Genomic DNA, 25,509 nt, shown 5'->3' with positions numbered 1-25,509 from the left:
CTGCGGCGGGAGGAGACTGCTTCCTTAGTCCCGATCTCACAACATGCCAATCATCGAAACCTGTGCCGTTCAGATTCGCTTCACGTCTGCGTGACGCCGGTTTTCGCAGGCCATACGTTGCTTATGTTCCTCGTGCTGGCATCAGGGCCAGTTGACAGCAAGGGGAGATGACGATGACGATGACCATCGGCCGCCGCACGCTTTTGGGAACTGCCGGTGCCGGCATAGTGGCGGCACCCGCCATTCTGACCGGTAAAGCCCAGGCGCAGGAGACAAAGCGATTGGAAATCAACCGGGCCATGCCGCCGCAGACGGATCGCCTCAAAGTTGGCAGCTTCAATGTTCTCGTGGTCAAGGACGGGTCGCGAACCTCGGATGCGCCAAGCGACACCTTCGGCACCGATCAGTCGGCGGAGACCGTGGGCGAGCTTCTGCGCGAAAACTTCCTTCCGGCGGACGAGTTCGTCAACAGCTTTGCCCCAGCCATCGTCAATACGGGCAGTGACGTCGTTCTGTTCGACACCGGCATGGGTCCCGGCGGTCGCGCTCAGGGAATGGGCCGCTTGATCGAAGGACTGGCCGCCGGCGGCTATACGCCGGAAGATGTCTCGATCGTGGTGCTCACCCACATGCATGGCGACCACATCGGCGGGCTGGTGGAGGAGGACGGCAGCCCGGCCTTCCCGAACGCCCGTTATGTGGCGGGTCAGGTGGAGTACGACTTTTGGACCGATCCAGCACGCGTGGGAACGCCTGCCGAGAACGGGCACAAGGCCGTTCTGGAGAAGGTGAAGCCGTTTGCGGACAAGATGACCTTCATCGGCGGGGGAGATGACGTCGTGCCCGGTATCACCAGCATGGAGGCTTTCGGTCACACCCCAGGTCACCTGATTTTCAACGTCGAATCGGAGGGGCGTAGGCTGGTAATGACTGCTGACACGGCCAATCACTATGTTCTGTCGCTGCAGCGTCCCGAATGGGAGGTGCGCTTCGACATGGACAAGGCCATGGCCGCCGAGACGCGCAAGAAGGTCTTCGACATGATCGCGGCAGACAAAGTCGCCTTCCTAGGCTACCACATGCCGTTCCCGTCGGTGGGCTATGTGGAGAAGCTGGATACGGGATACCGCTTCGTGCCGAAGACATACCAGTTCGAGATCTGAAGCTTACGCTCCACCTGCAAACCCGGAGGCATCCCGCCTCCGGGTTTTTGCTATTCCCTTCCTGTCATGAACGTGTTACCAGCCCTCGCCAACTTCCGAGCAACATTTTTTGAGAACGCCCGGACGGACGATTCCTCGTTCCGGTGCGTCCCTCGCATTTCTGACCTGAAGGAAATTGGCCATGGCACGCATTATTGAATCGGCAACCGGCGCTGATGCGCTCACCTTCGACGACGTGCTGCTGCAGCCCGGCCATTCCGAAATCATGCCGGGCCAGACCAATATCGCCACGAGAATCGCCCAGGACATCGATCTCAACCTGCCGATCCTGTCTTCCGCCATGGACACGGTCACCGAAGGCCGACTTGCGATTGCCATGGCGCAGGCCGGCGGCATCGGCGTCATCCATCGCAATCTTACGCCGAGCGAGCAGGCCGAAGAGGTCCGTCAGGTCAAGAAGTTCGAGAGCGGCATGGTCGTCAATCCCGTCACCATCGGGCCAGATGCGTCGCTCGCTGAGGCGCTCTCGCTGATGAAGATCCACGGGATCTCCGGGATTCCTGTCGTCGAGAACGGCGGCAATGGGGGGCAAAAGACGGGCCGCCTCGTCGGCATCCTCACCAATCGCGACGTCCGCTTCGCCTCCGATCCGGCGCAGAAAATTTATGAGCTGATGACCCGCGAGAACCTCATCACGGTCAACGACAATGTCGACCAGTCCGAAGCGAAGAGGCTCCTGCACAAGCACCGGATCGAGAAGCTGCTGGTTGTCGACGGGCAGGGCCATTGTGTCGGGCTCATCACGGTCAAGGATATCGAAAAGTCCCAGCTCAACCCGAACGCCTCAAAGGATGCGCAGGGGCGCCTGCGGGCGGCCGCGGCAATCAGCGTGGGGGATGACGGCTTTGAGCGCGCCGAGCGGCTGATTGATGCCGGGGTCGACCTGTTGGTGGTCGATACGGCGCACGGTCATTCCCAGCGCGTGCTGGACGCTGTTACGCGGGTCAAGAAGCTTTCCAATTCCGTGCGCGTCATGGCCGGCAACGTCGCTACCTCCGATGGAACAAAGGCGCTCATTGATGCAGGCGCTGATGCAGTGAAGGTCGGTATCGGCCCTGGTTCGATCTGCACCACCCGTATTGTGGCAGGTGTCGGTGTTCCGCAGCTTGCAGCCATCATGGCAGCCGTCCAGGCTGCGCAAGACCAGAACATCCCGATCATCGCCGACGGCGGCATCAAGTTCTCCGGCGACCTCGCCAAGGCTATCGCCGCCGGTGCCTCGGCCGTGATGGTCGGGTCGCTTCTCGCCGGTACGGACGAAAGCCCGGGTGAGGTCTATCTCTACCAGGGCCGATCCTTCAAGGCATACCGCGGCATGGGCTCCGTCGGCGCCATGGCCCGCGGCTCGGCCGATCGCTACTTCCAGGCGGAAGTGCGTGACACGCTGAAACTGGTACCGGAAGGGATTGAAGGCCAAGTACCCTATAAGGGACCGGTCTCGGCCGTACTCCACCAGCTCGCGGGTGGCTTGAAGGCTGCGATGGGCTATGTCGGCGGGGCGAATATCGCCGAGTACCAGGAAAAGGCAACTTTCGTGAAGATTTCCGGCGCTGGCCTGCGAGAAAGCCACCCGCACGGGATCACCATCACTCGTGAAAGCCCGAATTATCCCGGCGGCGCCTGATCCCGACTAGAGCGTCTGACGGAACATCAGAGCCATGGCAGCAGCCTGCCGTGGCTTTTTCATGCCTTTCCAACGGCGCGATGCCATACCAGTCGCAGTTCGAACCCAGGAGCGGAAATGACCTTCAGCACGATGATGATCTGGCCAATGATCGCGCACGCGTTCCTCGTCTTCGCCCTCTACTACCTTCTCTCCAGTCGCCGCATCGGGGCCGTCCGTGCCGGCACGGCCAGAGCAGAACAGTTCAAGGCAAACCTTGAGGAGCCGATCGAGAGCCTGATCATCCACAACAACCTGAAGAACCAGTTCGAACTCCCAATCCTTTTTCATGCCGTCTGCCTGGCGCTTTACATCACGACGGCGGACAATGTGGTGACGGCGGTGCTTGCGTGGGCCTTCGTGCTGTCGCGCTACGTCCACTCCTATGTCCACATCACCAGCAATCGGCTCCGCTATCGGCGCCCGGTCTGGATCACCGGATACTTCATCCTAATCGCCCTGTGGATCTGGCTGGGCGTCTGGCTCGCATTCAGCTGACGGCGTTTTGCGGTGGATCAACATCGCCACCGCTGGTCTGCGCTAGGTCCTCTCACGCAACGCCGCCCTGAGCGGCTTCCGTTTGAGAAGGGACCGCAGATGTCTGCATTGATGAAAGCCGCCGTGGTACGTGAGTTCCGCAAGCCGCTGGTGATCGAGGAGATGCCGATCCCGGAGCCGGGCCATGGGCAGATTCTGGTGAAATACGAAGTGACTGGCGTCTGCCATGCCGACCTTCACGCAGCCAAACGGCGACTGGCCGTGAAGCCAAGCCCGCCCTTCATTCCGGGCCACGAAGACGTTGGCTTTGTCGCAAAGCTAGGGGCGGCGTGTCGCGCATCAAGGAAGGTGAACGCGTCGGCGTCGCCTGGCTGCACACCGCCTGCGGCTGCTGCACACCTTGCCGCACCCGCTGGGAAACGCTGTGCGGCAGCCAGCAGAATACCGGCTATTTCGTCAATGGCACCTTCGCGCAGTATGGTTTCGCCGATCCCGATTTAGTCGGGCGCCTGCCGGACAAGCTGGAGTTCGGTCCGGTCGCTCCTGTGCTCTGTGCTGGTGTCACCGTCTACAAAGGACTGAAGGAAACCGAGGTAAAGGCCGGCGAATGGGTGGTGATCTCGGGCATCGGCGGCCTCGGCCGTATGGTGTGCAATATGCCAAGGCCATGGGCATGCATGTCGTCGCGGCCGACATCTTCGACGATAAGCTGGAGCTTGCTAAGAAGCTCGATGCGGACATGTTGGTGGACGGCAAGGCCCCGGATGCCGTCGAGCAGGTGCAGAAGGCAATCGGTGGCGTGCACGGTGCGCTGGTGATGGGCGTCTCGCCCGAGGCCATGGAGCAGGCTTGCGGCTTCCTGCGATCCAAGGGCACCATGTCGCTGGTCGGCCTGCCGCCGGGCTACATCTCGCTGCCGGTCTTCGGCCCGTCCTGAAGCGCATCACCGTGCGCGGCTCGATTGTCGGCACGAGGCAGGATCTCGAGGATTCGCTGCAATTTGCCGGCGAGGGCAAGGTCGCCTCGCATTTCTCGTGGGACAAGACCGAGAATATCAACGACATTTTCCATTGCATGGAGGAGGGCCGGATCGATGGCCGCGTCGTGCTCGATCTGGCGGCCTGAGCTTTCACGCTAAAGTGTCACCTGTGTTGGAGCCGGATGATCTAGCTTGGGTCGTCCGGCCCTTTGCCGTTCGGTACGGGGCGTTGCACCAGCGGAGGAGCACGTCATGGAAAAACCAAATATCACCCAGGCGATGATCAACGCCTACGACGAATATACCCACCTCACCCTCGACCGCCGCGCGTTCATGGACAAGCTCACCGCTCTGGCCGGTTCTGGAGCGGCCGCAGCTGCTATTGCCCCCATGCTTGCCGCAAGCGGTGCGCGCGCACAGATCGTGCCGGAGGACGATGATCGCCTCGTGACCGAGGATGTGACCTATCCGGGGGCAGAAGGTGAGATGAAAGGCTATCTCGTGCGGCCGAAAGATGCTGCCGAGGATCTACCTGCGGTCATCGTCATCCACGAGAATCGGGGGCTCAATGCCCATATCCGCGACGTGGCGCGCCGTATGGCGCTGGAAGGCTTTGTGGCTTTGGCGCCCGACTTCCTTTCGCCGCAGGGAGGAACGCCCGCAGACGAAGATCAGGCGCGGCAGATGTTCTCCTCGCTTGACGCTGAACAGACCACGGCCAATGCCGAGGCGACCCGTGTCTATCTCTCAGAACTCGACAGAACGAACGGCGAGGTCGGCGCGGTGGGCTTCTGCTGGGGCGGTGGCCTCGTCAACCGGTTGGCCACGAAGTCTCCAGAGCTGGGTGCAGGCGTCGTCTACTACGGCTCCCAGCCGCCGGTCGAAGACGTGGCTGCCATCGAAGCACCGCTGATGCTTCATTATGCGGGCCTCGACGACCGAATCAACGCTGGCATCGATGCATATCGGGCGGCATTGGAGGAAAACGGCAAGGTCTTCGAGATCCACGTCTATGACGGCGTCAACCACGCCTTCAACAACGACACGTCCGCCGCACGCTACAATAAGGAGGCAGCGGATCTCGCCTGGCAGCGGACGGTGGAGTTCTTCAAGACCCACCTGTCCTGATCCACGGGGCGGAGCGCCCGCCCGCCTCAGCGGTTCGTTGTGGCGCGGTCTGAGATGGCGTCTGCCAGCGCCTTCATCTCGTCGCGCCGCCCGCTCGATCTTCGCCAGATCAAGCCGATCTCCCGCGACGGTGCCGGGTCTGCGAAGGGGACGATGCGGATATCGTTGCGTGCCGTTTCGGTCGGGATCGCCATCTCGGGGATCAGCGTCATTCCCATGTCGTGCGACACCATCTGCAAGAGCGTTGTCATGGACGTGGCGCCGAAATTCACCAAGCTGCGCTTGCCTGCCGTGCCGCAGACCGAAAGCGCCTGTTCACGCAGGCAGTGGCCTTCCTCCAGAAGCAGCAGGCGGTCGATATCGACCTGGGTCTCCGTCAGCGGCGACATGAGGATCGCTTCGGCATTGTTGGCGATGGCCATGAAGAAGCGGTCGGTGAAAAGGGAGACGGTCTCCAGGCCGTCGCCTTGAACCGGAAGCGCTGCAATTACGGCATCGAGCCTACCTTCCTGCAGATCCACGATCAACCGATCCGTCACCGCCTCTTTCAGCTCCAGTTCCAGCGAGGCAGAAAGATTGCGTAGACACGGGACGAGCTTTGGCACGAGATAGGGGGCGACGGTCGGGATGATGCCGATGCGCACCAGGCCGTCCAGCATGCTGCTGCTGCTACGCCGGAGGCCTTCCAGCCGTTCGACCTGCTCCAATATCAAAGACACCTTTTGCAGGACCTCCTCTCCGTCCCGCGTCAGAAGGATGCCATTGCGGTTTCGCTCCACCAAGCGCACGCCCAAAGTCTGCTCCAGATCCAGGATTTGAGCAGACAGTGCAGGCTGGCTAATATGCGCGGCGTCGGCTGCTCGCCCGAAATGCCGTTCCTTGGCGAGCGCCGCAAAATAGCGCATCTGCCGGAGCGTCAGTCCCATAGGAATTTCCGATCGATCTTCGAAGAAAATAATATTGGAAACTATGGAACCGCAGTGCGATGGTCAATGGGTAGCCTAGAATGGTTCGAAATCTTCAAACAGGGGAGACACGCAATGTCTGATCGTCCCACGATGACGACGACGGCCGGTGCGCCGATACCGGACAACCAGAACACCATGACCGCCGGCCCGCGTGGCGGCGTCATGCTGCAGGACTACCAGCTGATCGAGAAGCTGGCTCACCAGAACCGTGAACGCATCCCGGAGCGCGTCGTGCACGCCAAGGGCTGGGGCGCCTACGGTACGCTTAAGATCACCGGCGACATTTCCAAGTACACGAAGGCGAAATGTCTGCAGCCGGGCGCGGAGACGCCGATGCTCGCGCGCTTCTCTACGGTTGCCGGTGAAATGGGCGCCGCCGACCACGAGCGCGACGTTCGCGGATTTGCGCTAAAGTTCTATACGCCGGACGGCAACTGGGATCTCGTCGGCAACAACACGCCGGTCTTCTTTATCCGTGACCCGCTGAAGTTTCCTGATTTCATCCATACCCAGAAGCGTCATCCCCGCACCAACCTGCGTTCGGCAACCGCGATGTGGGACTTCTGGTCGCTGTCGCCGGAAAGCCTGCATCAGGTGACCATCCTGATGTCCGACCGCGGTCTGCCGGTCGACCCGATGCACATGAACGGCTACGGCTCGCACACCTATTCCTTCTGGAACGACGCCGGCGAGCGCTACTGGGTGAAGTTCCACTTCAAGACGCTGCAGGGCCATAAGCACTTCACGAACGAAGAAGGCGAAGCCCTGATCGGCAAGACCCGCGAAGGTTATCAGGAAGCCCTCTTCGGCGGCATCGAGCGTGGCGAGTTCCCGCGCTGGAAGGTCCAGGTCCAGGTGATGACCGAGGAGCAGGCGGAACGGACCTCCTACAACCCGTTCGACCTCACCAAGGTCTGGCCGCATGCGGAATTCCCGCCGATCGACGTCGGCGTGATGGAGCTGAACCGCAATGCGGACAACTACTTCGCAGAAATCGAGCAGGCAGCCTTCTCTCCGTCGAACGTCGTACCGGGAATCAGCCATTCGCCCGACAAGATGCTGCAGGCGCGCGTGTTCTCCTACGCCGATGCCCACCGTTACCGGCTCGGCACGCACTACGAGAACATCCCGGTCAACCAGCCGAAGTGCCCTGTCCATCACTATCACCGCGATGGCCAGATGAACACCTACGGCGGCCTGCGCACCGGCAACCCGAACGCCTATTACGAGCCGAACTCCGTCAACGGCCCGTTCGAAGATGCCTCCGCCAAGGAGCCGCCGCTGAAGATCTCCGGCGACATGGCCCGCTACAACCACCGCGAAGGCAACGACGACTATTCCCAGCCGCGGGCTCTCTTCAACCTCTTCGACGAGGGGCAGAAGGGTCGCCTATTTTCCAATATCGCGGCAGCAATGGGTGGCGTTCCGGGCGAGATCATCGAGCGGCAGCTGGCGCATTTCAAGCTCGTGCATCCAGACTACGAAGCCGGTGTCCGCGCAGCGCTTGAACGTCTCCACGGCTACAAGGCCGATACGATTTCAGCGCAGCCCACCGCCGCCGAATAACATCGGTATGTGCTGAGAAGGACCGGGGCTCTGGCCCCGGTTCAGACTGCTGACAATGTCCTCTTTGCCTTTGCTGGCGCTACTTCGACTCCGATCCGTTCTCTTTTCGATTCAGAGACGTTCCGTGAATCTTGGTCCTTGAGAAGGTGGGGCGGGGGTTTGTCATCAAGCTGGACCGGGGCTCTGGCCCCGGTTTTGTTGCCTACCAGCTTGTCGCCATCTGTCCTGCGCGCACCTTCAGCGCACGCGCGATCCCCTTAGGCTCGGCGTCCAGATCGTCCGGCACCACAGCCGGAGAAATATTGTCGAGGCAGGCGGCGATGTGGTCGGTGATGGCGTTCATCAGCGAAGGCGAAAGACCCGGCCGCTTCATCAGGCCGATCTGCACCGGCGGAAGCGGCGGAAAACCATCGCTAGACGTCAACACCTTCATCCCCGGCCGCAGTGCCGATTCCGGTAGTACAGAGACCGCCATGCCCGCGAGCACGGCGGCGGCAACGACCGTCGACGACCAGCTGGTGAACAGCACCTGATATTCGCGCCCATCCGCATCGAGCGCCGAGCAGGCAAGCTGGCGCCAGAGGCAGTCGCGGCGTCCCACGGCAAGCGGCACCGGCGCGTCGTCGCGCAGCGGGTGGTTTGCGGAGGCCACCCAGCAGAGAGGCTCCGTCCGCACCACGTCAGAGATGCGGGCCCGCGGATTGTGGGTTACGAGAGCGATGTCCAGTTCCCCCCGTGCCATCCGCTCCGCCAGGCTCGCCGAGTTTTCGCAAACAATATAGAGCTCGACATTCGGATGCGTCTTGGCAAAGCGCCCGATGATCTCCGGCATGTAGCGATCGGCATAATCGTCCGGCGTGCCGATTCTCAGCGTGCCCTCCAGCCGGTTGTCGTCGAAGGCGGCGATCGCCTCGTTGTTCAGCCGGATGATGCGCCGTGCGTAGTTGAGCAGCTTCTCGCCCTCGGCCGTCAGGCGGTTGCCGCGCCCGTCCTTGGCAAAGAGCTGCTTGCCGATCCGCTCCTCCAGCCGACGCATCTGCATGGAGACGGCAGACTGCGTCTTGAAGACGCGATCGGCGGCCTTCGTGAAGCTGCCGGTGTCGACGATGGCGAGAAAGGTGTGAAGCTGGTCGATATCGAGAGGAGCTGACATGGCACAATCATCCATCAGAGTAGCTGATGACAATCATTAGAAACATTCGTTGGACTGATCAATACCGTCTGATGCATATACGAGGCTGTAATCATGACATCGGGCGCTTAACGGCGCCCGCAGCCCCTGACCACCTTTCCGCAGGACTTCCGCGGAACGGGAGGTCCTTCTCGTGCCGATGGAAAGGATACGATCATGCGCACGGCCCAGATAGTTGAACTCGACCTCGTTCAGGAGCGTCCAGCCCAGCGCGGCTACGCCTCCGTTACGTTGGCTTTGATGGGCTATGTCTGGCGTGTGCTCCGCAACCGATGGGTGGCGAACCGGCTGCATGACCTCGACGACCGCCAACTCGACGACATCGGCCTGACCCGGCACGACGTGATGAAGGCGACCCATGGCTCCGGCCTCTTCGACGATCCCTCTGCCCTTCTGGCAGAATCGGCGCGGCGGCGTGCTCTGACGAGGTTTCAGCGCCTATCGCGCAACTGAGTGATTTTTCCCCGCAGGGTGATAGCCAATAGCCCTGCCGCTTGCCCGGCCCGGACCTCCAGGCCGGGCTTTTTTTATGCTTTGTCGTCGCCTTCGGCTGTCTGCTGGCTGCCAGGCTTGCCGCCCATATAGGTCTCGAAGATCGATTCCATGTTCTTCTGGTAGGCCTTCTGGACCTCAAGGCCGCTGTCAAACATTCCCGTTAGCGCTTCGATGTAGGGATTAGCCGCAGCCTTGCCCCCTGCCTGACCTGAGCTTGCCATTGAACCGGACATCATGCCCTGGAATGCCTGCATGAACGGATTATCGGCGAATGGACTGGGATGAGCATGCGTCGTCGGGCTCGCCGGTCGATCCAGGCCCCAGGCAGCCCGCACGCTCTGCATGAAGGGGTTGTCGAAGATATCTGCCGGACTGCTCGGAGCCGTCGGCTTTGGCTGCATCCCGAGACTCTCCAGCCATTGCTTCGTCATCTGCCCCATGGGCGTGGAGGCAAAGATGTCCGCCCCCTGCTGCATCTGCCCAGTCGCCTGCTTGAACATCCCGCCCATCACCATGTCGGCCATGACCGGCATCATGTTGCGCAGTACTTCCTGCCCGAGCCCGGTCAGCTGCGCCGCCTGTGCGGCGACCGCGCGCGAGACCTCCGGAGATCCGAACAGCTTGTCCAGCACGGCATTCCCGTCTGCCATGCCTTGTGGTGTAAAGGCCTTGCCGAGGTCTTCGAAATATTTGGCATAGGCACCAGACATCATCGTGCTCATCAGCGACGAGAAGTCGTAAGGGTTAGTGGCTGTACGCTTGAAGCCTGAGGAGAAGGCCGGCGTCAGCGCCGCTATCGCCTGCGCGGCCTGTTCCTGCGCCAGGTTGAACTGCTTGGCCATTGCGTCCATTGCAGCCCCGTTCTGTGCCTTCAGCATCATGTCGAACAGTGGCAGCATAAGGCGTCCTTTCCGATTGGCGTGATATGCCAATATATCCGGAAAGTTAGTGACGGAAACCGGTTTTTCGGGCGCGGCGATTCAGTACTTGAATTCGTCGAAGATCGGCTCGACCGACTGCTGCCAGCGGCCGTTGTAAAGCATCAGCAGATCGTCGGCCATGGTTGCCTTCTTCGCCAGCACCTCGTCCAGCGTCGTCAGGAACACCGTCTCGTCCTGGCCCTCGCTGTTCAGCCGCTTGCGCGCCGCAAGCCCGGAGCGCGAGATCTCCACAACCGCCTTCGCAACCTCACGAAGTGGTCGGCCTGTAACCTCCGCCTTCAGCGCCTTCGCCGGCACAGCATCCCGCAACTGCAGCACGTCCTCGAAGTTCCAGCCGGCAGTCAGCTCCTCGGCTGCGGCCAAGGCCGCATCATCATAGAGCAGGCCCACCCAGAATGCCGGCAGGGCGCAGATGCGCCGCCACGGCCCGCCATCGGCGCCGCGCATTTCCAGGAAGCGCTTCAGCCGCACGTCGGGAAAGAGCGTCGAGAGATGGTTGGTCCAGTCCCCCATCGTCGGCTGCCAGTCGGCGACCTCGCCCTTCAGTGCCCCGTTCATGAACTGCCTGAAAGTGACATGGGTGCAGTCGTGATACTTGCCGTCGCGGACGACGAAATACATCGGCACGTCGAGCGCCCATTCCACGTAGTCTTCAAAGCCGAAGTCATTGTTGAAGACGAAGGGAAGCAGGCCGGAGCGCTGGTTGTCCGTATCGCGCCAGATGTCGCCGCGCCAGGAGAGAAGGCCGTTCGGCTTGCCTTCGGTGAACGGGGAGGAGGCGAAGAGTGCCGTGGCGACCGGCTGCAGCTTCATCGAAAGCCGCATCTTGCGGGCCATGTCCTCTTCCGAGGAGAAGTCGAGATTCACCTGGATGGTGCAGGTGCGGTACATCATGTCGAGACCCTTGGCGCCGACCTTCGGCATGTAGCGCGTCATGATCTCGTAGCGTGATTTAGGCATCTGCGGCGTCTCGGAGAGGCTCCACTTGGGGCTGCCGCCGATGCCCAGGAACCGGATACCCATCGGTTCGGCCACGTCCCGCAGCACATCTAGGTGACGATTGGATTCCGAACAGGTCTGATGGATTGTCTCCAGCGGCGCGCCCGAAAGCTCGAACTGGCCGCCCGGTTCGATCGAGATGGCGCCCATGCCGGCGCGTTCGGCGAGACCAATGATATTGTCCCCGTCCATGATCGGGTCCCAGCCGAGCTTCTCCTGCATACCCTTCAGCAGGGCGGAAATGCTGGCCTCGCCTGCATAGGGAACCGGGCTGTGGTCGGCGCAGAAGAAGGCGAACTTCTCGTGTTCTGTCCCGAGCCGGAACTGTTCCTTGGGCCGCGCGCCGCTGGCAAGGTAGGCGGAAAGCTCGGACACCGAAGTCAGCGGTGTCTGGTCGGTGGTGTCACGGGCCATGGGATGTACCTTGTAGGACCGACAGAACTGTCGCGTTCGGCTGCTTTAACCGGATTGAAGTGCGGCGCAAGTGAATTTCTTTCAAGATGCTTTCAGAAAATCACGGGCGAGGATCTACCGCCAATCGCCAATGCTGGCCTGGATTACGGCAAGCGCTGCAACCGCAGCCGTGTCCGCCCGGAGGATGCGCGGCCCGAGCGGGATCGGCGTGACGAAGTCTAGGCTGCGCAGCAGCGTGCGCTCTTCCTGCGAGAACCCACCCTCCGGCCCGACCAGCAGCGCCAGCTGAGTCTCGCGGATGCCGGCCACCAGGGGGAGGGGATTGTGGCTCTCCTCGCCCTCGTCGCAGAAGATGATACGCCGATTGCTCGACCAGCCGTCCAGCAGGTCCCGCAGCTTCACCGGCGGCGCCACCGCGGGGATCGAGAGAATCCCGCACTGCTCGGCGGCCTCCACGGCATTCGCCTGCAGGCGGTCGAGGTTGGTGATCTTGCCCTGCACGTGCTGCGTCATCACCGGCTGGAGAAGCCCTGCCCCCATCTCCACGGCCTTCTGCACTATGTAGTCGAGACGGCCGACCTTGAGCGGTGCGAAGAGGTACTGAAGGTCGGGTGCTGGCGGCTGCGACCGCGTCTGCTCTCGCGGCCGGATCAGCAGCTTCTTGCGGGAGGGAAAGGAAAGCTCGGCCAGCCATTCGCCTTCGCGTCCGTTGAAGACGAGGATTTGCGCCCCCTCGTTGAGTCGCAAGACGTTGACGAGGTAGTTGAACTGCTCCGGAGTGGCCTCCACCGAGTCGCCGGGCGACAAATGCGCATCAACAAAAAGCCGCTGCATCCGGAAGTTGGTACGCATTCTGGAAGCCCTAAGCCGTTCAGATGAAGAGCAGAGACATAACCCAATAAAGAACAGCCGCAAGCCCGCCGGCTGCCGGAACAGTGATTACCCACGCTGCGACGATGGTCATGAAGTGCGAGCGCCGCACGAGGTAGCGGCGGCGCAGTTCTTCTGCGTTGCGTTCCGGCCGTTCCTCGATTTCCCAGCGGTCCGCCTTCATCTTCATGTATTCGGCGCGCCGTTTGGAGTTGCGCGTGTACCACTCGCGGAAGAAGCCAACGCCGAAGACTGCTCCGACAGCGATATGCGTGGAGCTGACCGGAAGGCCGAGCCAGGACGCAACGATCACGGTCAGCGCCGCCGAGAGCGAGACGCAGAAGGCACGCATAGGATTGAGCTTGGTGATCTGTTCGCCTACCAGCTTGATCAGGCGTGGCCCGAACAGCAGAAGGCCGACGGAAATGCCGAAGGCGCCGATGACCATGACCCACAGCGGGATAGACACGGCATTGGTGACGCCATTGCCCTGAGCCACGGAAACGATCGCCGCCAGCGGACCGATGGCATTGGCAACATCATTGGCGCCGTGGGCGAAGGACAGTAGTGCCGCCGCAAAAACTAGCGGCATCTGGAACAGTTTCCGCAGCGACTGATTGCGGTTTTCCAGCCCCTCGGACTGGCGCCGGATCAGGGGAATGCTGAGTCCCCACGCTGCGAGGCCAGAAGAAAGGCCAATCATAGATGCGGTGCTGAGCGGAAGATGAAAGAGCTGGCGCAGCCCCTTCAGGGCCAGATAGGCGGCGAATGCGCCCGTCATCACGCCGATCAGCACAGGCACCCATTTGCGCGCCGATGCGATCTTGTCGTGGCGGTAGATGATGAATTCCTTGATGAAGGCAAGGAAGAGTGCGGCGACGACGCCGCCCATCACGGGTGAAATCACCCAGCTGGCTGCAATGCCAGCCATCTGCGGCCAGTCCACCGCCGAGGCGCCCGCCGCCGCGATCCCCGCACCCAGGACGCCGCCGACAACGGCATGCGTGGTAGATACGGGAGCCCCGATCCAGGTGGCGAGGTTCACCCAAAGGGCAGAAGAGAGCAGGGCCGCCATCATCGCCCAGATGAACATGTCGGTGCTGCCAAACAGGGCAGGGTTGACGATCCCCTTTGACACCGTCTCGACGACATCGCCGCCGGCGATCATCGCGCCCGCCGTTTCGAAGACTGCGGCAATGGCGAGCGCAAGCCCCATGGACATCGCGCGGGAGCCGACGGCAGGGCCGACATTGTTGGTGACGTCGTTCGCGCCGATGTTCATCGCCATGTAGGCGCCGACGGCAGCCGCCGCGACGACGACGACAGCCCCAGGCTTGCCGATCACGTAGACGGCTGCGAACATCGTCGCAGCAACCAGGAAGATCAGCGCGATGCCAGGCCCCGCCAGTCCGCGGGAAACATTTTGGGTAGCGGCTTCAACGGAGGTGATCTTGTCGAGGTCCTTATCAAGCGTCTGCTTAACAAGGTGCGGTGGCTGCTGTGCCATCAGGGATCCTTTTGTCCCGGGTGCGGTAGATCCGCGCCCGTGGCTGTCAGTCGAGGAGGGGCCCCGAAGGCGAGACCACGCAGGCGGTCGACTACTGGCATTGCCGCCGGATTGCAATATGACAGTTTTGTGACAGCTGCCGCGTCAACCGGCAGTGGCGGTCTTCAAATCTGGCCCCGAGGCTCTTGTGTCGAAAACTGTGAAGAGCGCCTTGAGTTCCGGCTCGTTCACACGCTTTGCCGCCTCCTGTAGGCTGACCCATTCCAGGCGGCGGCTTCCCTTCTCGGGAAAGTTCTTCAGCATTTCCTGCACCTCGAGTGCATGGACCTGGACGCGCACCGGAATTTTCAGGCCGGTCCGGAGCGCCTTGTTGTAGTGATAGTGGCCCAAGGGTTCCTTCTCGACCTTCCCCTTCACGCCCGCCTCCTCATAGGCTTCGCGCTCGGCCACCGCATGCGCCTTCTTGGCAGGCATGGGCCAACCCTTGGGGATGACCCATCGCCCGGTATCCCGGCTGGTCAGGAGCAGCACCTCGATCTCCCCCTGCTTCTTCTTCGTCCGGTAGCACAGCGCAGCATACTGCTGCTTGGGCGGGCGCCGCAGCATCAGGCCGACATCTGTCTTGAGGCGGGCGAGAAGGTTCAAGGTTGTTTGCTCCTTTGTGCTGATTCTTGTACCATGAACACGCGTTCAAGTCGCGTTCCGTCGGCATCTTCTTTTCATGCGCAATCACGAATATAGTGCAGACTGGGCCATCGGTCAGGGCAACAGCGACCGGAAATCACAGGAAACTGATCGCGCATCCTGCTTTTGGCCACGAAGTGGAACGATCGGCTGGCATAGCCTTAGGTGGCAAGCCATGTTAAGCGCGATCATCGCTCTCGGATAAGGGCGGCCGGCGGGAGGTGAGGATGTCAGAAGCAATCAGGTTCCTGAAGCCGCGGACGGCTGTTGTGGCGCGGCGCGCAACGATCATCGGCGATCTTGTCGATCTTCTGCCGCCGGAATGCGTCGTCCACGAGGCGCGAGAACTCGTTCCCTTCGAGACCGACGCCTTCGTCGCCTATCGCCGGCTGCCGCTGGCTGTCGTCCTGCCGAAGACGACCGAGCAGGTGGCAGCGGTGATGAGATACTGCCATCGTTACGGAATTCCGGTGATCGCGCGCGGTGCGGGAACCTCCCTGTCGGGTGGCGCCATCCCGCAGGAGGATGCGGTGGTGCTGGGGCTTTCCAAGATGACCCGTATCCTGGAGGTCGATCCGGCGAACAGAACGGCAACTGTCCAGGCGGGCGTGACCAACCTCCGCATTTCTGACGCCGTAAGCCCGGAGGGGTTCTTCTATGCCCCTGATCCAAGCTCGCAGCTCGCCTGCACGATCGGCGGCAATATCGGCATGAATTCTGGTGGCGCGCACTGTCTGAAGTATGGCGTCACCACAAACAATCTGTTGGGCGTGACGATGGTGCTCGTCGACGGCACGGTCATCGAACTGGGCGGCAAGCATCTGGATCCGGCGGGCTACGATCTCCTCGGCCTCGTCTGTGGCTCTGAGGGACAGCTCGGCATCGTCACCGAAGCGACCGTCCGGCTGATTGCGAAACCGGAAGGTGCGCGCCCGGTGTTGTTCGGCTTCGATACGTCCCAGGAAGCAGGCGCCTGTGTCGCGGACGTGATCGGCTCGGGCATTATCCCGGTCGCGATCGAGTTCATGGACAAGCCCGCAATCGAGATCTGCGAAGCCTTCGCTCAGGCGGGCTACCCGCTTGACGTCGGCGCTCTGCTGATCGTCGAGGTCGAGGGATCGGAGGCCGAGATGGAGGCGACGCTGAAGAAGATCGTCGAGATCGCCGGCCGCCATGGCGTCAGAACCGTGCGTGAAAGCCAAAGTGCCACGGAAGCGGCGCTGATCTGGAAAGGCCGCAAATCCGCCTTTGGAGCGACCGGCCGGATCTCCGACTACATCTGCATGGACGGCACGGTGCCGCTCGGCAAGCTCTCCTATGTGCTCGAGAAGACGTCCGAGATCGTTGAGCGCTTTGGCCTGCGCGTTGCCAATGTCTTCCACGCCGGCGATGGCAACATGCATCCCTTGATCCTCTTCAACGCCAACGACCCGGAAGATGCTGCGCGCGCCGAAGAAGCGGGCAATGAAATCCTGAAGCTGTGCGTCGATGCCGGCGGCTGCCTGACGGGCGAGCATGGGGTCGGCATTGAGAAGCGTGACCTCATGCGCCACCAGTATTCCGATGCTGATTTGAACCAGCAGATGGCAGTGCGCGCGGCCTTCGATCCGGACTGGATCCTCAATCCCTCCAAGGTGTTTCCGCTTGAGGGGCGACCGGCTGCATGACGCTGACGCCGCACACGGAAAATGATGCCGCCTATGGCATCCGCAATGCCGCATCGAGAGGAACGATGCTGTCCATCATGGGCGGTGGAACCCGAAGCGGTTTCGGCAACAGTGTCCTGGCGGAGGAGACCTTAAGCTCGTCAGCGCTGACCGGGATTGTCGACTACGAACCGGCGGAAATGGTAATGACGGCTAAGGCCGGAACGCCTGTCGCAGAGATTGAAGCTCTCCTGGCGGTCAACAGGCAGATGATGGGCTTTGAACCAATGGACCATCGTGCCGTGATGGGAACCGCGGGGGAGCCGACGATCGGTGGCGTCTTCGCCGCCAACGTTTCTGGACCCCGGCGCTTTGTCGCCGGCGCCGCACGCGACAGCCTGCTCGGCATTCGCTTCGTCAATGGCCGCGGCGAGATCATCCGCGCCGGCGGGCGGGTGATGAAGAACGTCACCGGGCTCGATCTGGTCAAGCTGCTTGCGGGCTCCCACGGCACGCTCGGCTTCCTCACGGAAGTGACGTTCCGCGTTTTGCCGGTGCCGGCAACGGTGGAGACGATCGTCCTTTCGGGGCTGGACGATCAGGCGGCGACGCAGGCGATGGCCGTGGCGATGGCCATGCCGGTAGAAGTCTCCGGCGCGGCCCATCTGCCGCAAACGGTACGCGGACGCTTCCCCAGCGTTGAACTGCCGGACGGGGAGGCGACGGTGCTGCGTCTGGAGGGTCTGGAAGCGTCGGTTTCCGTGCGCGCCGAAAAGCTTTGCGATATGATGCGGAGCTTCGGCTCGGTGTCCCGGCTAGGGCCGGACCTGAGCCGCAACCTTTGGAAGGAAATCCGGGACGTGGCCCCCTACAAGGGCTTCCCCAACAAGCCGCTCTGGCGGGTTTCGGTTGCGCCGTCCATCGGGCATCAGCTGGTTGCAGCCCTTCGTCTGGAAGCCGGCGTAGACGCATTTTATGATTGGCAAGGCGGTCTTGTCTGGATGCAGATGGAGGCAGATCCGGAGGAGCAGCGGCTGCGGCGCTACATCAAGGCGCTGGGCGGCGGCCATGCAACGCTGGTCCGCGCGCCGGATGCGGTGAGGGAGCGGCTTGAGGCCTTCCATCCTGAATGTGATGCCGTCGCGGCCCTTTCGGCGCGCGTCAAGCAGAAGCTCGATCCGGACGGCATCTTCAACCCAGGCAAGATGGCGGGAGTATAGACGTGCAGACCAGTTTCACCGCCGAACAGCTTGCCGATCCGCAGGTGGCGGAATCGGAAAAGATACTGCGGCGCTGCGTGCATTGCGGCTTTTGCACCGCGACCTGTCCCACCTACGTGACGCTCGGCAACGAACTCGACAGCCCGCGTGGCCGGATCTACCTGATCAAGGACATGCTCGAGAACGGCCGTGCGGCGGATGCCGAGGTGGTGACCCATATCGATCGCTGTCTGTCCTGCCTTGCGTGCGTGACCACCTGTCCGTCTGGCGTCGATTACATGCATCTGGTAGACCATGCGCGCGTGCACATTGAAAAGACGTACCGGCGGCCGCTGATCGACCGCATGATCCGTAATGTGCTTGCGGGGGTGCTTCCCTATCCAAAACGTTTCCGGACGGCCCTAGCGCTCGCTAAGGTGAGCCGCCCGCTCGCTCCGTTCTTCGATCGCCTGTCCCCGCTCAAACCGCTAGCAGCTATGCTCCAGCTTGCTCCGACGGGAGCGTTGCGGAGGTCGGATTCGATGCAGCCCGGCAGCCGCGCGCCGGAGGCGGAGCGGCGTGGCCGCGTCGCGATCTTGAGCGGCTGCGCGCAGCCTGTGCTTGACCCCGGCATTAACGAAGCGACCATACGGCTGCTGACCCGCCTAGGGATAGAGGTCGTGGTGCCGGAAGGCGAGGGTTGTTGCGGGGCCCTTGTCCATCACATGGGCAAGGAGGATCCGGCACTCGGTTTCGCCCGCTCCAATGTCGATGCCTGGACCCGCGAGATCGAAGCCGGCGGGCTCGATGCCATCATCATCACGACCTCGGGCTGCGGGACCACGGTCAAGGACTACGGGCACATGCTCCGGCTTGATCCGCATTATGCAAAGAAGGCGGCCCATGTGTCCGCCCTTGCCAAGGACGTGACGGAATATCTGGCGACGCTGGATCTCCCAAAACTCAATAGCCGCGAACTGACCGTTACCTACCACTCCGCCTGCTCTATGCAGCATGGCCAGAAGATCACGATGGCGCCGAAAAACCTGTTGAAGAATGCGGGCTTCGTGGTGCGCGATCCGCCGGAGGGTCATCTCTGCTGCGGCTCGGCCGGGACCTACAATATCATGCAGCCGGAAATCTCCCAGCAGTTGAAGGCTCGCAAGGTGAAGAACATCGAAGCGACGCGTCCGGATCTCATCGCAACGGGCAATATCGGCTGCATGACCCAGATCGGCACCGGCACTTCAATCCCGATCGTCCACACGATCGAACTGCTCGACTGGGCCTATGGTGGCCCGAAACCTGCCAAGCTCCACTAGAAAAGCCGGCCTTACGGCCGAATTCTCACAGAGCTTCATCCGCTGTTAGAACTTCAGGGACACCCCGACGTTTACCGCATTGGTGAGGACTTCGGTCTGCAGCGAGGCGCCGCTATCGATGTCTACGTCGACCCAGGAATAGTTGCCCTTGTACTCGACGAAGGCGGCCCAGCGATCGCTGATGTCGTACTTGACGCCAGCCTGCGCCTGCAGGGTCGCTCCACCGAACTGGTATTCCGAGGTTGTGCCGCTTGGCCGGGTCACCTCGATATGCGGCACGTTGATACCGGCGCCCGCGCCGACATAGGGGGTGAACCGGCTGCCCTCGATCGGGAAGCGGTAGAGCGCGTTGACCGTCAACAGGTTGATCCCGTCGGTCATCTCGAAATGCGACCAGCCAGTTTCCCTCAGCGTCTCGTCATCGGCATAGACCTTCGCATGGGTGAAATCCAGCGACACGCCGAGGTTCGCCAACTGGCCATCGCCGAACCAGTAGCTACCGCGGACGCCCCAGTAAGGGGGTGTGGAGAAGGACTTTCCTTCCCAGCCTGCGGTGAAGTCCGGTCCGTCCGATACCTCGACGTCGCTGTGCGGCGCCGTCTGATAGCCGCCATAGGCAGAGAACTCGAAATAGCCGGATGTGGCCGGTGCGACATACGTGGTCTCGGCCGGCGTCAACTGGATCGGCGTGAGATCCGCGGCCAAAATGGGCGAGGTGAAGGCGAGGCCGGTCGCCAGAGCTGAAGATGCAAGGGAAAGCGAAGCGAGTGTGCGCATGAGGACCCGATTGGTTGCGTCACGAGACGCAGCCCGTGCGTCCCTTTGTCTGAGAGGCGGCGACTCAACGCCGCTCATCACCCTATCGGCGCTTCATAACGGGAACATGAAGGCGGGCTCGCACCCGCCTCCTTCATCTTAGCCGCCAAACAGCGTCCGGAAGATGTCGATTCCACGATCCTGGAAGGCGACGTCTCCATGCTTGTTGCCCGGGCCGATGACGACCACCTTCGTGCCGACCGGTGCCCGCTCGTAAAGGTGCTCGACATCCTTGTTCATCATGCGGATGCAGCCGGAGGAGAGGTTGAGGCCGATCGACCAGGGCTGGTTGGTGCCGTGAATGCGGAAGATCGTGTCCCGCCCACCTTTGTAGAGGTACATGGCGCGAGCGCCGAGCGGATTATCCGGTCCTCCCTTTTGAACGGCCGGCAGGACGTGGCCCCGTGCAGCTTCGCGGCGGCGCATCTCGGCCGGCGGCGTCCAGCTTGGCCATTCGGCCTTGCGTCCGATCTTGACGACCCCGGACCAGCCGAAGCCTTCGCGGCCGACCCCAATGCCGTAGCGGATCGCGCGGTTGCGACCTTCCACATAGTAGAGGAACTTGTTGTTGGTATCGACGATGATGGTGCCGGGGGCTTCGTCCGTCGAGAAGCGCACCATCCGCCGCTTGTATTTTTCCGGCACCGCGCGATTGCGCACGGCCGGCGCCACGTCGCTTGCCGTCGTCTGCGGCTGCGCAGAACGTGACGTCTGGGCGGGGGCTTCGCCCGCCACCATGGTGACCGCCAGACCGGCGACCGCAATCAGCATTTTATGCGACTTCATCCTGACCCCTTGCATCAGCTTGACCTGAAAAGGGGAGCAAGATGTGCTGGTGCCGTTCGCCCGACAAGACGATGCGGAAGGAATAGCGGCGGCTGCGCGAAAAAGGACCGGATCGTGGCGATCCGGCCACATCTTTCTTACATGACGATGACCTTGGCGCCGACGTTGACCCTCTCGTAGAGATCGACGACGTCCTCGTTGCGCATGCGGATGCAGCCGGAGGAGACGGCGCTGCCGATTGTCCACGGCGCATTCGTGCCATGGATGCGATAGAGCGTTGAGCCGAGATACATGGCGCGGGCGCCCAGCGGATTGGCCGGGCCGCCTTCCATGGTCGCCGGGAGGTAATGGCCCTTGGCGGCCTCGCGCGCGATCATTTCCTGCGGCGGTGTCCAGCGCGGCCACTCCGCCTTGCGGGTGATCTTGTGTGTGCCGGCCCATTCGAAGCCCGGCTTGCCGACGCCCACACCATAGCGGCGAGCCTGGCCGTTGCCGGTGACGAGGTAGAGGAACCGGTTATTGGTGTCGATGACGATCGTTCCGGGCGCGTGCTTCGTCTGATAGGCGACTGTTTGCGGCAGGAACTGCGGCTCGATCTGGATCCGGACGACCCTGTTGGGGCGCATGCTGGCCGGTTGCGAATTGCCACGCCGGGCGTCCGTGCTCCGCGGGCGCTGCTGGAAGAGACTGCGCGGCTGGGACGGTCGGACCGGATAGACCACGGGTCGCACCTTGCCGCCGAGTTGCATGACCCAGGGCGCCGTCAGGTCCGGGCTCACGATCACCGGCGGCCGCTCTCGATATCGGTCATTTGCTTGCGCCGTGGCTGCAAACGCGGGAAGAAGGCTTAAGGCCAGCAGAAGCATCTTGTTCATTGTCGGATCCACTCGCTACACATGCACCGAAGGGCATTTCTCGCCCCATTGCAGCTCACGCTGCCAAGGGAGAACGAGGGAAGTGTAAACGGGTGGCGATTGAAATTGATCTCGGAAGATAAACCTTTCAGCAGGGTTAGCCGGGGGTTTTCGAGAATGGTTGACCGAGGCTGAAGGTAAGGCAGGCAGCGTTAACGATCGAGGAATGATGGAAAACGACGGCATCATCACAGGCGAGGACGGGCAGGGCCGCTGCTTCTGGCATGGCGGCCTCGACGATTATCGCCGGTACCACGACGAGGAATGGGGCCGGCCGGTAAAGGACGATTTCCGGCTGTTCGAGAAAATCTGCCTGGAAGGCTTCCAGTCGGGGCTTTCCTGGCTGACCATCCTGCGCAAGCGCGAGAATTTTCGTGCCGCCTTCGCGGGCTTCGACTTCGACAAGATTGCCCGCTTCAATGAGGACGACGTGGGGCGGTTGGTGGCGGACCCGGGCATCATTCGGCACCGCGGCAAGATCGTCTCGACGATCAACAATGCCCGGCGGGCCGTCGAGATGCGCGACGAGTTCGGCTCACTCGCTTACTACTTCTGGCGCTTCGAGCCACCTGCGGGCGACCGACCGGAGGTGATGGACCTTGCGACGCTGCTGGCGAACCCGACGACGCCCACCTCCGTCCGCCTTTCAAAGGACCTGAAGAAGCGCGGTTGGACCTTTGTCGGCCCGACCACCGTCTATGCCTTCATGCAGGCCATGGGCCTGGTCAACGATCACCTCGCCGGCTGCTTCTGTCAGCCGGAGGTCGACCGGCTGCGGGCGGAGTTCAAGCGGCCCTAATCTGCTCCAGCACCTCCGGCAATTGGCCGATGTGCTCGATCTGCCTGAAACGCGGTGCGTCCTTGGGCGGCTCCACATGCTCAACGATCCAGGTCAGCGCGTGTGGAATGAAGACGCCGTAGCTGCCGGCCGCGATCGCTGGCACGATGTCCGATTTCAACGAGTTGCCAACCATCATCGCCCGGTCAGGGCCGTCAGCGAGCTTGGAGAAAATCCGCCGGTATGTGGTGGCGCTCTTGTCGCTTACGATCTCGATCGCGTCGAAAAGATCTCCCAGCCCCGATTGCGCCAGCTTACGCTCCTGGTCGAAGAGATCGCCCTTGGTGATCAGAACGAGAAGATACTCCCCGTTCAGCGCCCGCAGCGTCTCCTCCACATGGGGCAGCGTCTCGACAGGATGACGCAGCAGTTCGCGTCCGATGTCCAGGATGTCGCTGATGGTCTTAGCGGGGACGTTGCCGTTGGTGACCTCGATCGCGGTTTCGATCATCGACAGCGTGAAGCCCTTGATGCCGAAGCCGTAGTGCTCGAGGTTCCGCTTCTCGGCTTCCAGCAGCCTGTCTGAGACCTGGGATCCTCCGGCATAGTCGCCGAGAAGGGTCGCAAACTGCTGTTCCGTCAGGCGGTAGAACTGCTCGTTCTGCCAGAGTGTGTCGTCGGCATCGAAGCCGATGGCGGTGATCGGGCGCATGGAATACCTCCAGCGTCTGATATGGATCGGTGAGGAGGACCGGGCAAGACTGCCTGCCCGGTCCAGAGGATTACATGCCCCGCGCAGCAAGCCACTTGCGCATGCCGGCGATCTCCGCCTCCTGCGCCTTGATGACGTCTTCGGCAAGCTTGCGCATCTCCGGATCCTTGCCGTGTTGCAGCTGGATCTTCGCGATGTCGATGGCGCCTTTATGATGCGGGATCATGCTGCGCACGAAGTCAATGTCGGCATCCCCGGTATAATCGATGGCCATGTCGCGATGCATGGTCAGATTGGCGTCCTCGAACGCCTTGGCAACCGGATTGTCGGACGCTGCCAGGGACGTCTCGGCATGCCCGTGGCCGTGCGTGTCTTGTGCGAAGGCGGGCCCTGCAAGCGCCAGTGCGAGGGCGGAGGTGATGATCAGGTGTCTGACAGACATGGTATGTCCTTTCCGTGTCCTTGAATTGGTTTGGAGCGATAAGTCGGCCGATGTCTTTCGGCGGTCGTTCCAGCGGCACGGGTTCGGAAGCAACGAGCGGACCGCTCCTGCTGTCGATCCGGAAGAAAAGACCATTGCGGACAACGATCTCGGTCGGCGGCAGCGGTAGGACGGTGGCGCAGACGAAGCAGAGAAAGGTCGAGCAGGCGGGAATGGTCTCGTGACCCACGTCGCGATGCAGAAGCGGATCTTCCTCTACAGTAAGGTGATGATTTGAATGCAGGCGATGAGCCGCTTGATCGCCGGTGGTCGCAACGGGGACAGGGCTGGCGGCAGCATTCGCGACCGTCACCGGCATTGTGCCGTGCAACAGCCAGGAGAGGACGACTAGCAGGGCGGCAGACGCTTCATGTGCACCTGCTTAGCACAATTGCGGCAGTGCAATTGTTCTAGCGCAAGACCCGCTTTGCCACGACATCGTGAACAACCTGGTAGTCTCGACTCTGTTCGCCAAACGGCACGACCGGCCATGGCCACCGCTCGTCTGCATCCGGCACCGGCATTCCATGCAGCAGGTCCTCAGACTCCAGTCTTTTGCCCGAACGGCCGAGAACAGAGTAGGAGGCATCGGTCAGGAGGATGGTGCTACATGGCAACGCGTCCAGGTCGCGCAGATGCGCATGGATGAGCTTCCGCACGACTTCCGCCCGCTTTGTGTCGTTGTTCTGCTCCAGCCGGCGTTCCGCACCCACACCGATCTGCGACAGCAGGTTCGCCGAGATGACGAGGTCGAGATAGGGAACCTGCCGCAGGAAGGAAAGCGACTCCGGTTGCTTGCCGTCCAAAGCATCTTCAAGCCCCGCAAGATCCCGGTGGAAAAGCCGGACATTGCCAAACCGCCTTGCCTTCAGCCACATCCGCACGCTCGCCAGATGCACCAGGTCAACCAGCACCACCGTGTCGAACCCACGGGAGAGCGCTCCAACGGGCACGTCACGTAAGAGTCCAGATCCCAGTACCACCACTGTTCGGCGGCGGCGCATGCCGTTGATCGTGTCGGATACAAACCTTCTGCAATTCTCCTCATGCGCCGCCCATTCGTTTGCGCAGCGCGTGGCGCGCGACCAGAGGCTGACTGAGGCGCCGATGAACGGGCGAAATTGAGCCGGCGTGACTGGAGTGGTCGCGGCGTATTGTATAGCTTCTACGATCATGAGCTAGCGGTAGATCTCGCGCCGGTAGCCGATCTCCGCGACCAGCACCACGAGCCTCTGATCCTGGATATCGCAGATGATGCGGTAATCGCCGACGCGGTAGTAAACGCCGAGCGCGTGACCTCTGAGTGCCGTGCCAAGTTCACGAGGGTTTACGTGCCGCCAAGCGATCTTCCGGGAAAGAAACGATGCGTGCGGCATCGCCCGATTCAAGGCGCTGTAGCTGCTTCTCGGCTTTTGCCCGGAACTCAATGGTCGAGGCCCAGTCTCTGCTTCACTTCTGCAAGAGGATAGGTCGGTTCGCCATCGCGAATGCTCTGCATCGCCACTTCGGCCGCCGCGATATCGTTCAGATCTTCCAGATGCTGCTCGATGACGTCGCGCAAATAGTCATCTGTCGCGGTCCCGGCTTCCGCCGCATATTCTTCGACGAGCTTCAGCATCTCGTCGGGCATTTCGATCGTGACGCGTTTGTTCATGGCCGTGACCCTTTCGTGCCGACATATACCATTGCCGCCACCCCTTCGCCAGTCGCCCGGCCTTGCCGCTCCGG

24 protein-coding genes and 2 pseudogenes are annotated in these 25,509 nt (G+C 61.9%); 11 read left to right on the top strand and 15 right to left on the bottom strand.

Annotated elements, in window-relative coordinates:
• The first annotated feature begins 167 nt into the window (after positions 1–167).
• The 5 genes and pseudogenes from MUU54_RS02085 (at position 168) to MUU54_RS02065 (ending at position 5,491) form a co-directional block, all read left to right on the top strand.
• Positions 168–1,163 carry an MBL fold metallo-hydrolase gene (locus MUU54_RS02085; protein WP_247242356.1) on the top strand — a complete coding sequence of 332 codons (996 nt, stop codon included), beginning with the start codon at positions 168–170 and terminating at the stop codon, positions 1,161–1,163.
• A gap of 181 nt (positions 1,164–1,344) precedes the next feature.
• Positions 1,345–2,847: an IMP dehydrogenase gene (gene guaB, locus MUU54_RS02080; RefSeq protein WP_247242354.1), complete on the top strand. Its 1,503-nt coding sequence runs from the start codon at positions 1,345–1,347 to the stop codon at positions 2,845–2,847.
• 117 nt (positions 2,848–2,964) lie between these two features.
• Complete coding sequence (locus MUU54_RS02075) at positions 2,965–3,384, top strand: MAPEG family protein (protein ID WP_247242351.1); 420 nt, start codon at positions 2,965–2,967, stop codon at positions 3,382–3,384.
• A gap of 99 nt (positions 3,385–3,483) precedes the next feature.
• Positions 3,484–4,509, top strand: a pseudogene (locus tag MUU54_RS02070) (zinc-dependent alcohol dehydrogenase).
• A gap of 106 nt (positions 4,510–4,615) precedes the next feature.
• Positions 4,616–5,491, top strand: coding sequence for a dienelactone hydrolase family protein (locus MUU54_RS02065; RefSeq protein WP_247242350.1), 876 nt, complete (start codon positions 4,616–4,618; stop codon positions 5,489–5,491).
• Positions 5,492–5,517: 26 nt separating this feature from the next.
• Here MUU54_RS02065 and MUU54_RS02060 read toward each other — a convergent pair whose 3' ends face one another.
• On the bottom strand, positions 5,518–6,417 hold the full coding sequence (locus tag MUU54_RS02060) for a hydrogen peroxide-inducible genes activator (RefSeq protein ID WP_247242348.1): 900 nt from the start codon (positions 6,415–6,417) through the stop codon (positions 5,518–5,520).
• 114 nt (positions 6,418–6,531) lie between these two features.
• Here MUU54_RS02060 and katA point away from each other — a divergent pair, with 114 nt between their 5' ends.
• Positions 6,532–8,025, top strand: coding sequence for a catalase KatA (gene katA, locus MUU54_RS02055; RefSeq protein ID WP_247242346.1), 1,494 nt, complete (start codon positions 6,532–6,534; stop codon positions 8,023–8,025).
• A gap of 202 nt (positions 8,026–8,227) precedes the next feature.
• Here the strand turns inward: katA and MUU54_RS02050 are convergent, their stop codons facing one another.
• Positions 8,228–9,178 carry a LysR substrate-binding domain-containing protein gene (locus MUU54_RS02050; RefSeq protein ID WP_239998946.1) on the bottom strand — a complete coding sequence of 317 codons (951 nt, stop codon included), beginning with the start codon at positions 9,176–9,178 and terminating at the stop codon, positions 8,228–8,230.
• 195 nt (positions 9,179–9,373) lie between these two features.
• Between MUU54_RS02050 and MUU54_RS02045 the strand changes: the two genes are divergently transcribed.
• Positions 9,374–9,670, top strand: a complete 297-nt coding sequence (locus MUU54_RS02045) for a YjiS-like domain-containing protein (protein WP_247242344.1) — start codon at positions 9,374–9,376, stop codon at positions 9,668–9,670.
• A gap of 74 nt (positions 9,671–9,744) precedes the next feature.
• On the opposite strand, the gene MUU54_RS02040 is transcribed toward MUU54_RS02045, so the two are convergent.
• The 5 genes from MUU54_RS02040 to MUU54_RS02020 form a co-directional block, all read right to left on the bottom strand.
• Positions 9,745–10,611, bottom strand: coding sequence for a DUF937 domain-containing protein (locus MUU54_RS02040; RefSeq protein WP_247242342.1), 867 nt, complete (start codon positions 10,609–10,611; stop codon positions 9,745–9,747).
• A gap of 81 nt (positions 10,612–10,692) precedes the next feature.
• Complete coding sequence (locus tag MUU54_RS02035; RefSeq protein WP_247242340.1) at positions 10,693–12,066, bottom strand: glutamate--cysteine ligase; 1,374 nt, start codon at positions 12,064–12,066, stop codon at positions 10,693–10,695.
• Positions 12,067–12,180: 114 nt separating this feature from the next.
• Positions 12,181–12,918: a 16S rRNA (uracil(1498)-N(3))-methyltransferase gene (locus tag MUU54_RS02030; RefSeq protein ID WP_247242339.1), complete on the bottom strand. Its 738-nt coding sequence runs from the start codon at positions 12,916–12,918 to the stop codon at positions 12,181–12,183.
• A gap of 19 nt (positions 12,919–12,937) precedes the next feature.
• Complete coding sequence (locus tag MUU54_RS02025; protein WP_247242338.1) at positions 12,938–14,443, bottom strand: inorganic phosphate transporter; 1,506 nt, start codon at positions 14,441–14,443, stop codon at positions 12,938–12,940.
• A gap of 144 nt (positions 14,444–14,587) precedes the next feature.
• Positions 14,588–15,049, bottom strand: a complete 462-nt coding sequence (locus tag MUU54_RS02020) for an NUDIX hydrolase (RefSeq protein ID WP_247242415.1) — start codon at positions 15,047–15,049, stop codon at positions 14,588–14,590.
• Between the two features lie 305 nt (positions 15,050–15,354).
• On the opposite strand from MUU54_RS02020, the gene MUU54_RS02015 reads away from it, so the two are divergent.
• From MUU54_RS02015 to glcF, 3 genes are read left to right on the top strand one after another with little or no spacing between them, the layout of a single operon-like run.
• The gene (locus tag MUU54_RS02015; protein ID WP_247242337.1) at positions 15,355–16,794 is read left to right on the top strand and encodes an FAD-linked oxidase C-terminal domain-containing protein; all 1,440 of its coding nucleotides are present in this window, start codon (positions 15,355–15,357) and stop codon (positions 16,792–16,794) included.
• Positions 16,791–17,993: a glycolate oxidase subunit GlcE gene (glcE, locus tag MUU54_RS02010; RefSeq protein ID WP_247242336.1), complete on the top strand. Its 1,203-nt coding sequence runs from the start codon at positions 16,791–16,793 to the stop codon at positions 17,991–17,993. Before MUU54_RS02015 ends, glcE begins: the two co-directional genes overlap by 4 nt.
• Positions 17,994–17,995: 2 nt before the next feature.
• Positions 17,996–19,294, top strand: coding sequence for a glycolate oxidase subunit GlcF (gene glcF / locus MUU54_RS02005; protein ID WP_247242335.1), 1,299 nt, complete (start codon positions 17,996–17,998; stop codon positions 19,292–19,294).
• A gap of 45 nt (positions 19,295–19,339) precedes the next feature.
• On the opposite strand, the gene MUU54_RS02000 is transcribed toward glcF, so the two are convergent.
• From MUU54_RS02000 to MUU54_RS01990, 3 genes are all read right to left on the bottom strand, one after another.
• Positions 19,340–20,071, bottom strand: a complete 732-nt coding sequence (locus tag MUU54_RS02000) for an outer membrane protein (protein ID WP_247242334.1) — start codon at positions 20,069–20,071, stop codon at positions 19,340–19,342.
• 138 nt (positions 20,072–20,209) lie between these two features.
• Complete coding sequence (locus MUU54_RS01995; RefSeq protein ID WP_376742034.1) at positions 20,210–20,896, bottom strand: L,D-transpeptidase; 687 nt, start codon at positions 20,894–20,896, stop codon at positions 20,210–20,212.
• A 137-nt stretch (positions 20,897–21,033) separates the two neighbouring features.
• Positions 21,034–21,771: a L,D-transpeptidase gene (locus MUU54_RS01990; protein WP_247242333.1), complete on the bottom strand. Its 738-nt coding sequence runs from the start codon at positions 21,769–21,771 to the stop codon at positions 21,034–21,036.
• 208 nt (positions 21,772–21,979) lie between these two features.
• Between MUU54_RS01990 and MUU54_RS01985 the strand changes: the two genes are divergently transcribed.
• A complete protein-coding gene (locus MUU54_RS01985) occupies positions 21,980–22,609 on the top strand; it encodes a DNA-3-methyladenine glycosylase I (protein ID WP_247242413.1) in 630 nt (209 codons plus the stop codon).
• Here MUU54_RS01985 and MUU54_RS01980 read toward each other — a convergent pair.
• The 5 genes and pseudogenes from MUU54_RS01980 to relB all read right to left on the bottom strand — a co-directional run bounded on the left by MUU54_RS01980 (position 22,596) and on the right by relB (position 25,435).
• Entirely contained in the window at positions 22,596–23,300 is a 705-nt protein-coding gene (locus tag MUU54_RS01980) for an HAD family hydrolase (RefSeq protein ID WP_247242332.1), read from the bottom strand. The two genes, MUU54_RS01985 and MUU54_RS01980, sit on opposite strands and share 14 nt — an antisense overlap.
• Before the next feature lie 70 nt (positions 23,301–23,370).
• Positions 23,371–23,742, bottom strand: coding sequence for a CopM family metallochaperone (copM, locus tag MUU54_RS01975; RefSeq protein WP_247242330.1), 372 nt, complete (start codon positions 23,740–23,742; stop codon positions 23,371–23,373).
• Between the two features lie 449 nt (positions 23,743–24,191).
• Entirely contained in the window at positions 24,192–24,785 is a 594-nt protein-coding gene (locus tag MUU54_RS01970) for a hypothetical protein (RefSeq protein WP_312038790.1), read from the bottom strand.
• A gap of 174 nt (positions 24,786–24,959) precedes the next feature.
• Positions 24,960–25,209, bottom strand: a pseudogene (locus tag MUU54_RS01965) (type II toxin-antitoxin system RelE family toxin).
• A complete protein-coding gene (gene relB, locus MUU54_RS01960; protein WP_247242328.1) occupies positions 25,205–25,435 on the bottom strand; it encodes a type II toxin-antitoxin system RelB family antitoxin in 231 nt (76 codons plus the stop codon). Before relB ends, MUU54_RS01965 begins: the two are co-directional and overlap by 5 nt.
• Between the last annotated feature and the right edge of the window lie 74 nt (positions 25,436–25,509).

The organism is Pseudorhizobium tarimense (assembly GCF_022968135.1).
Taxonomy (GTDB): Bacteria; Pseudomonadota; Alphaproteobacteria; order Rhizobiales; family Rhizobiaceae; genus Neorhizobium; species Neorhizobium tarimense.
This window is presented reverse-complemented; position numbering and strand designations above follow the sequence as displayed.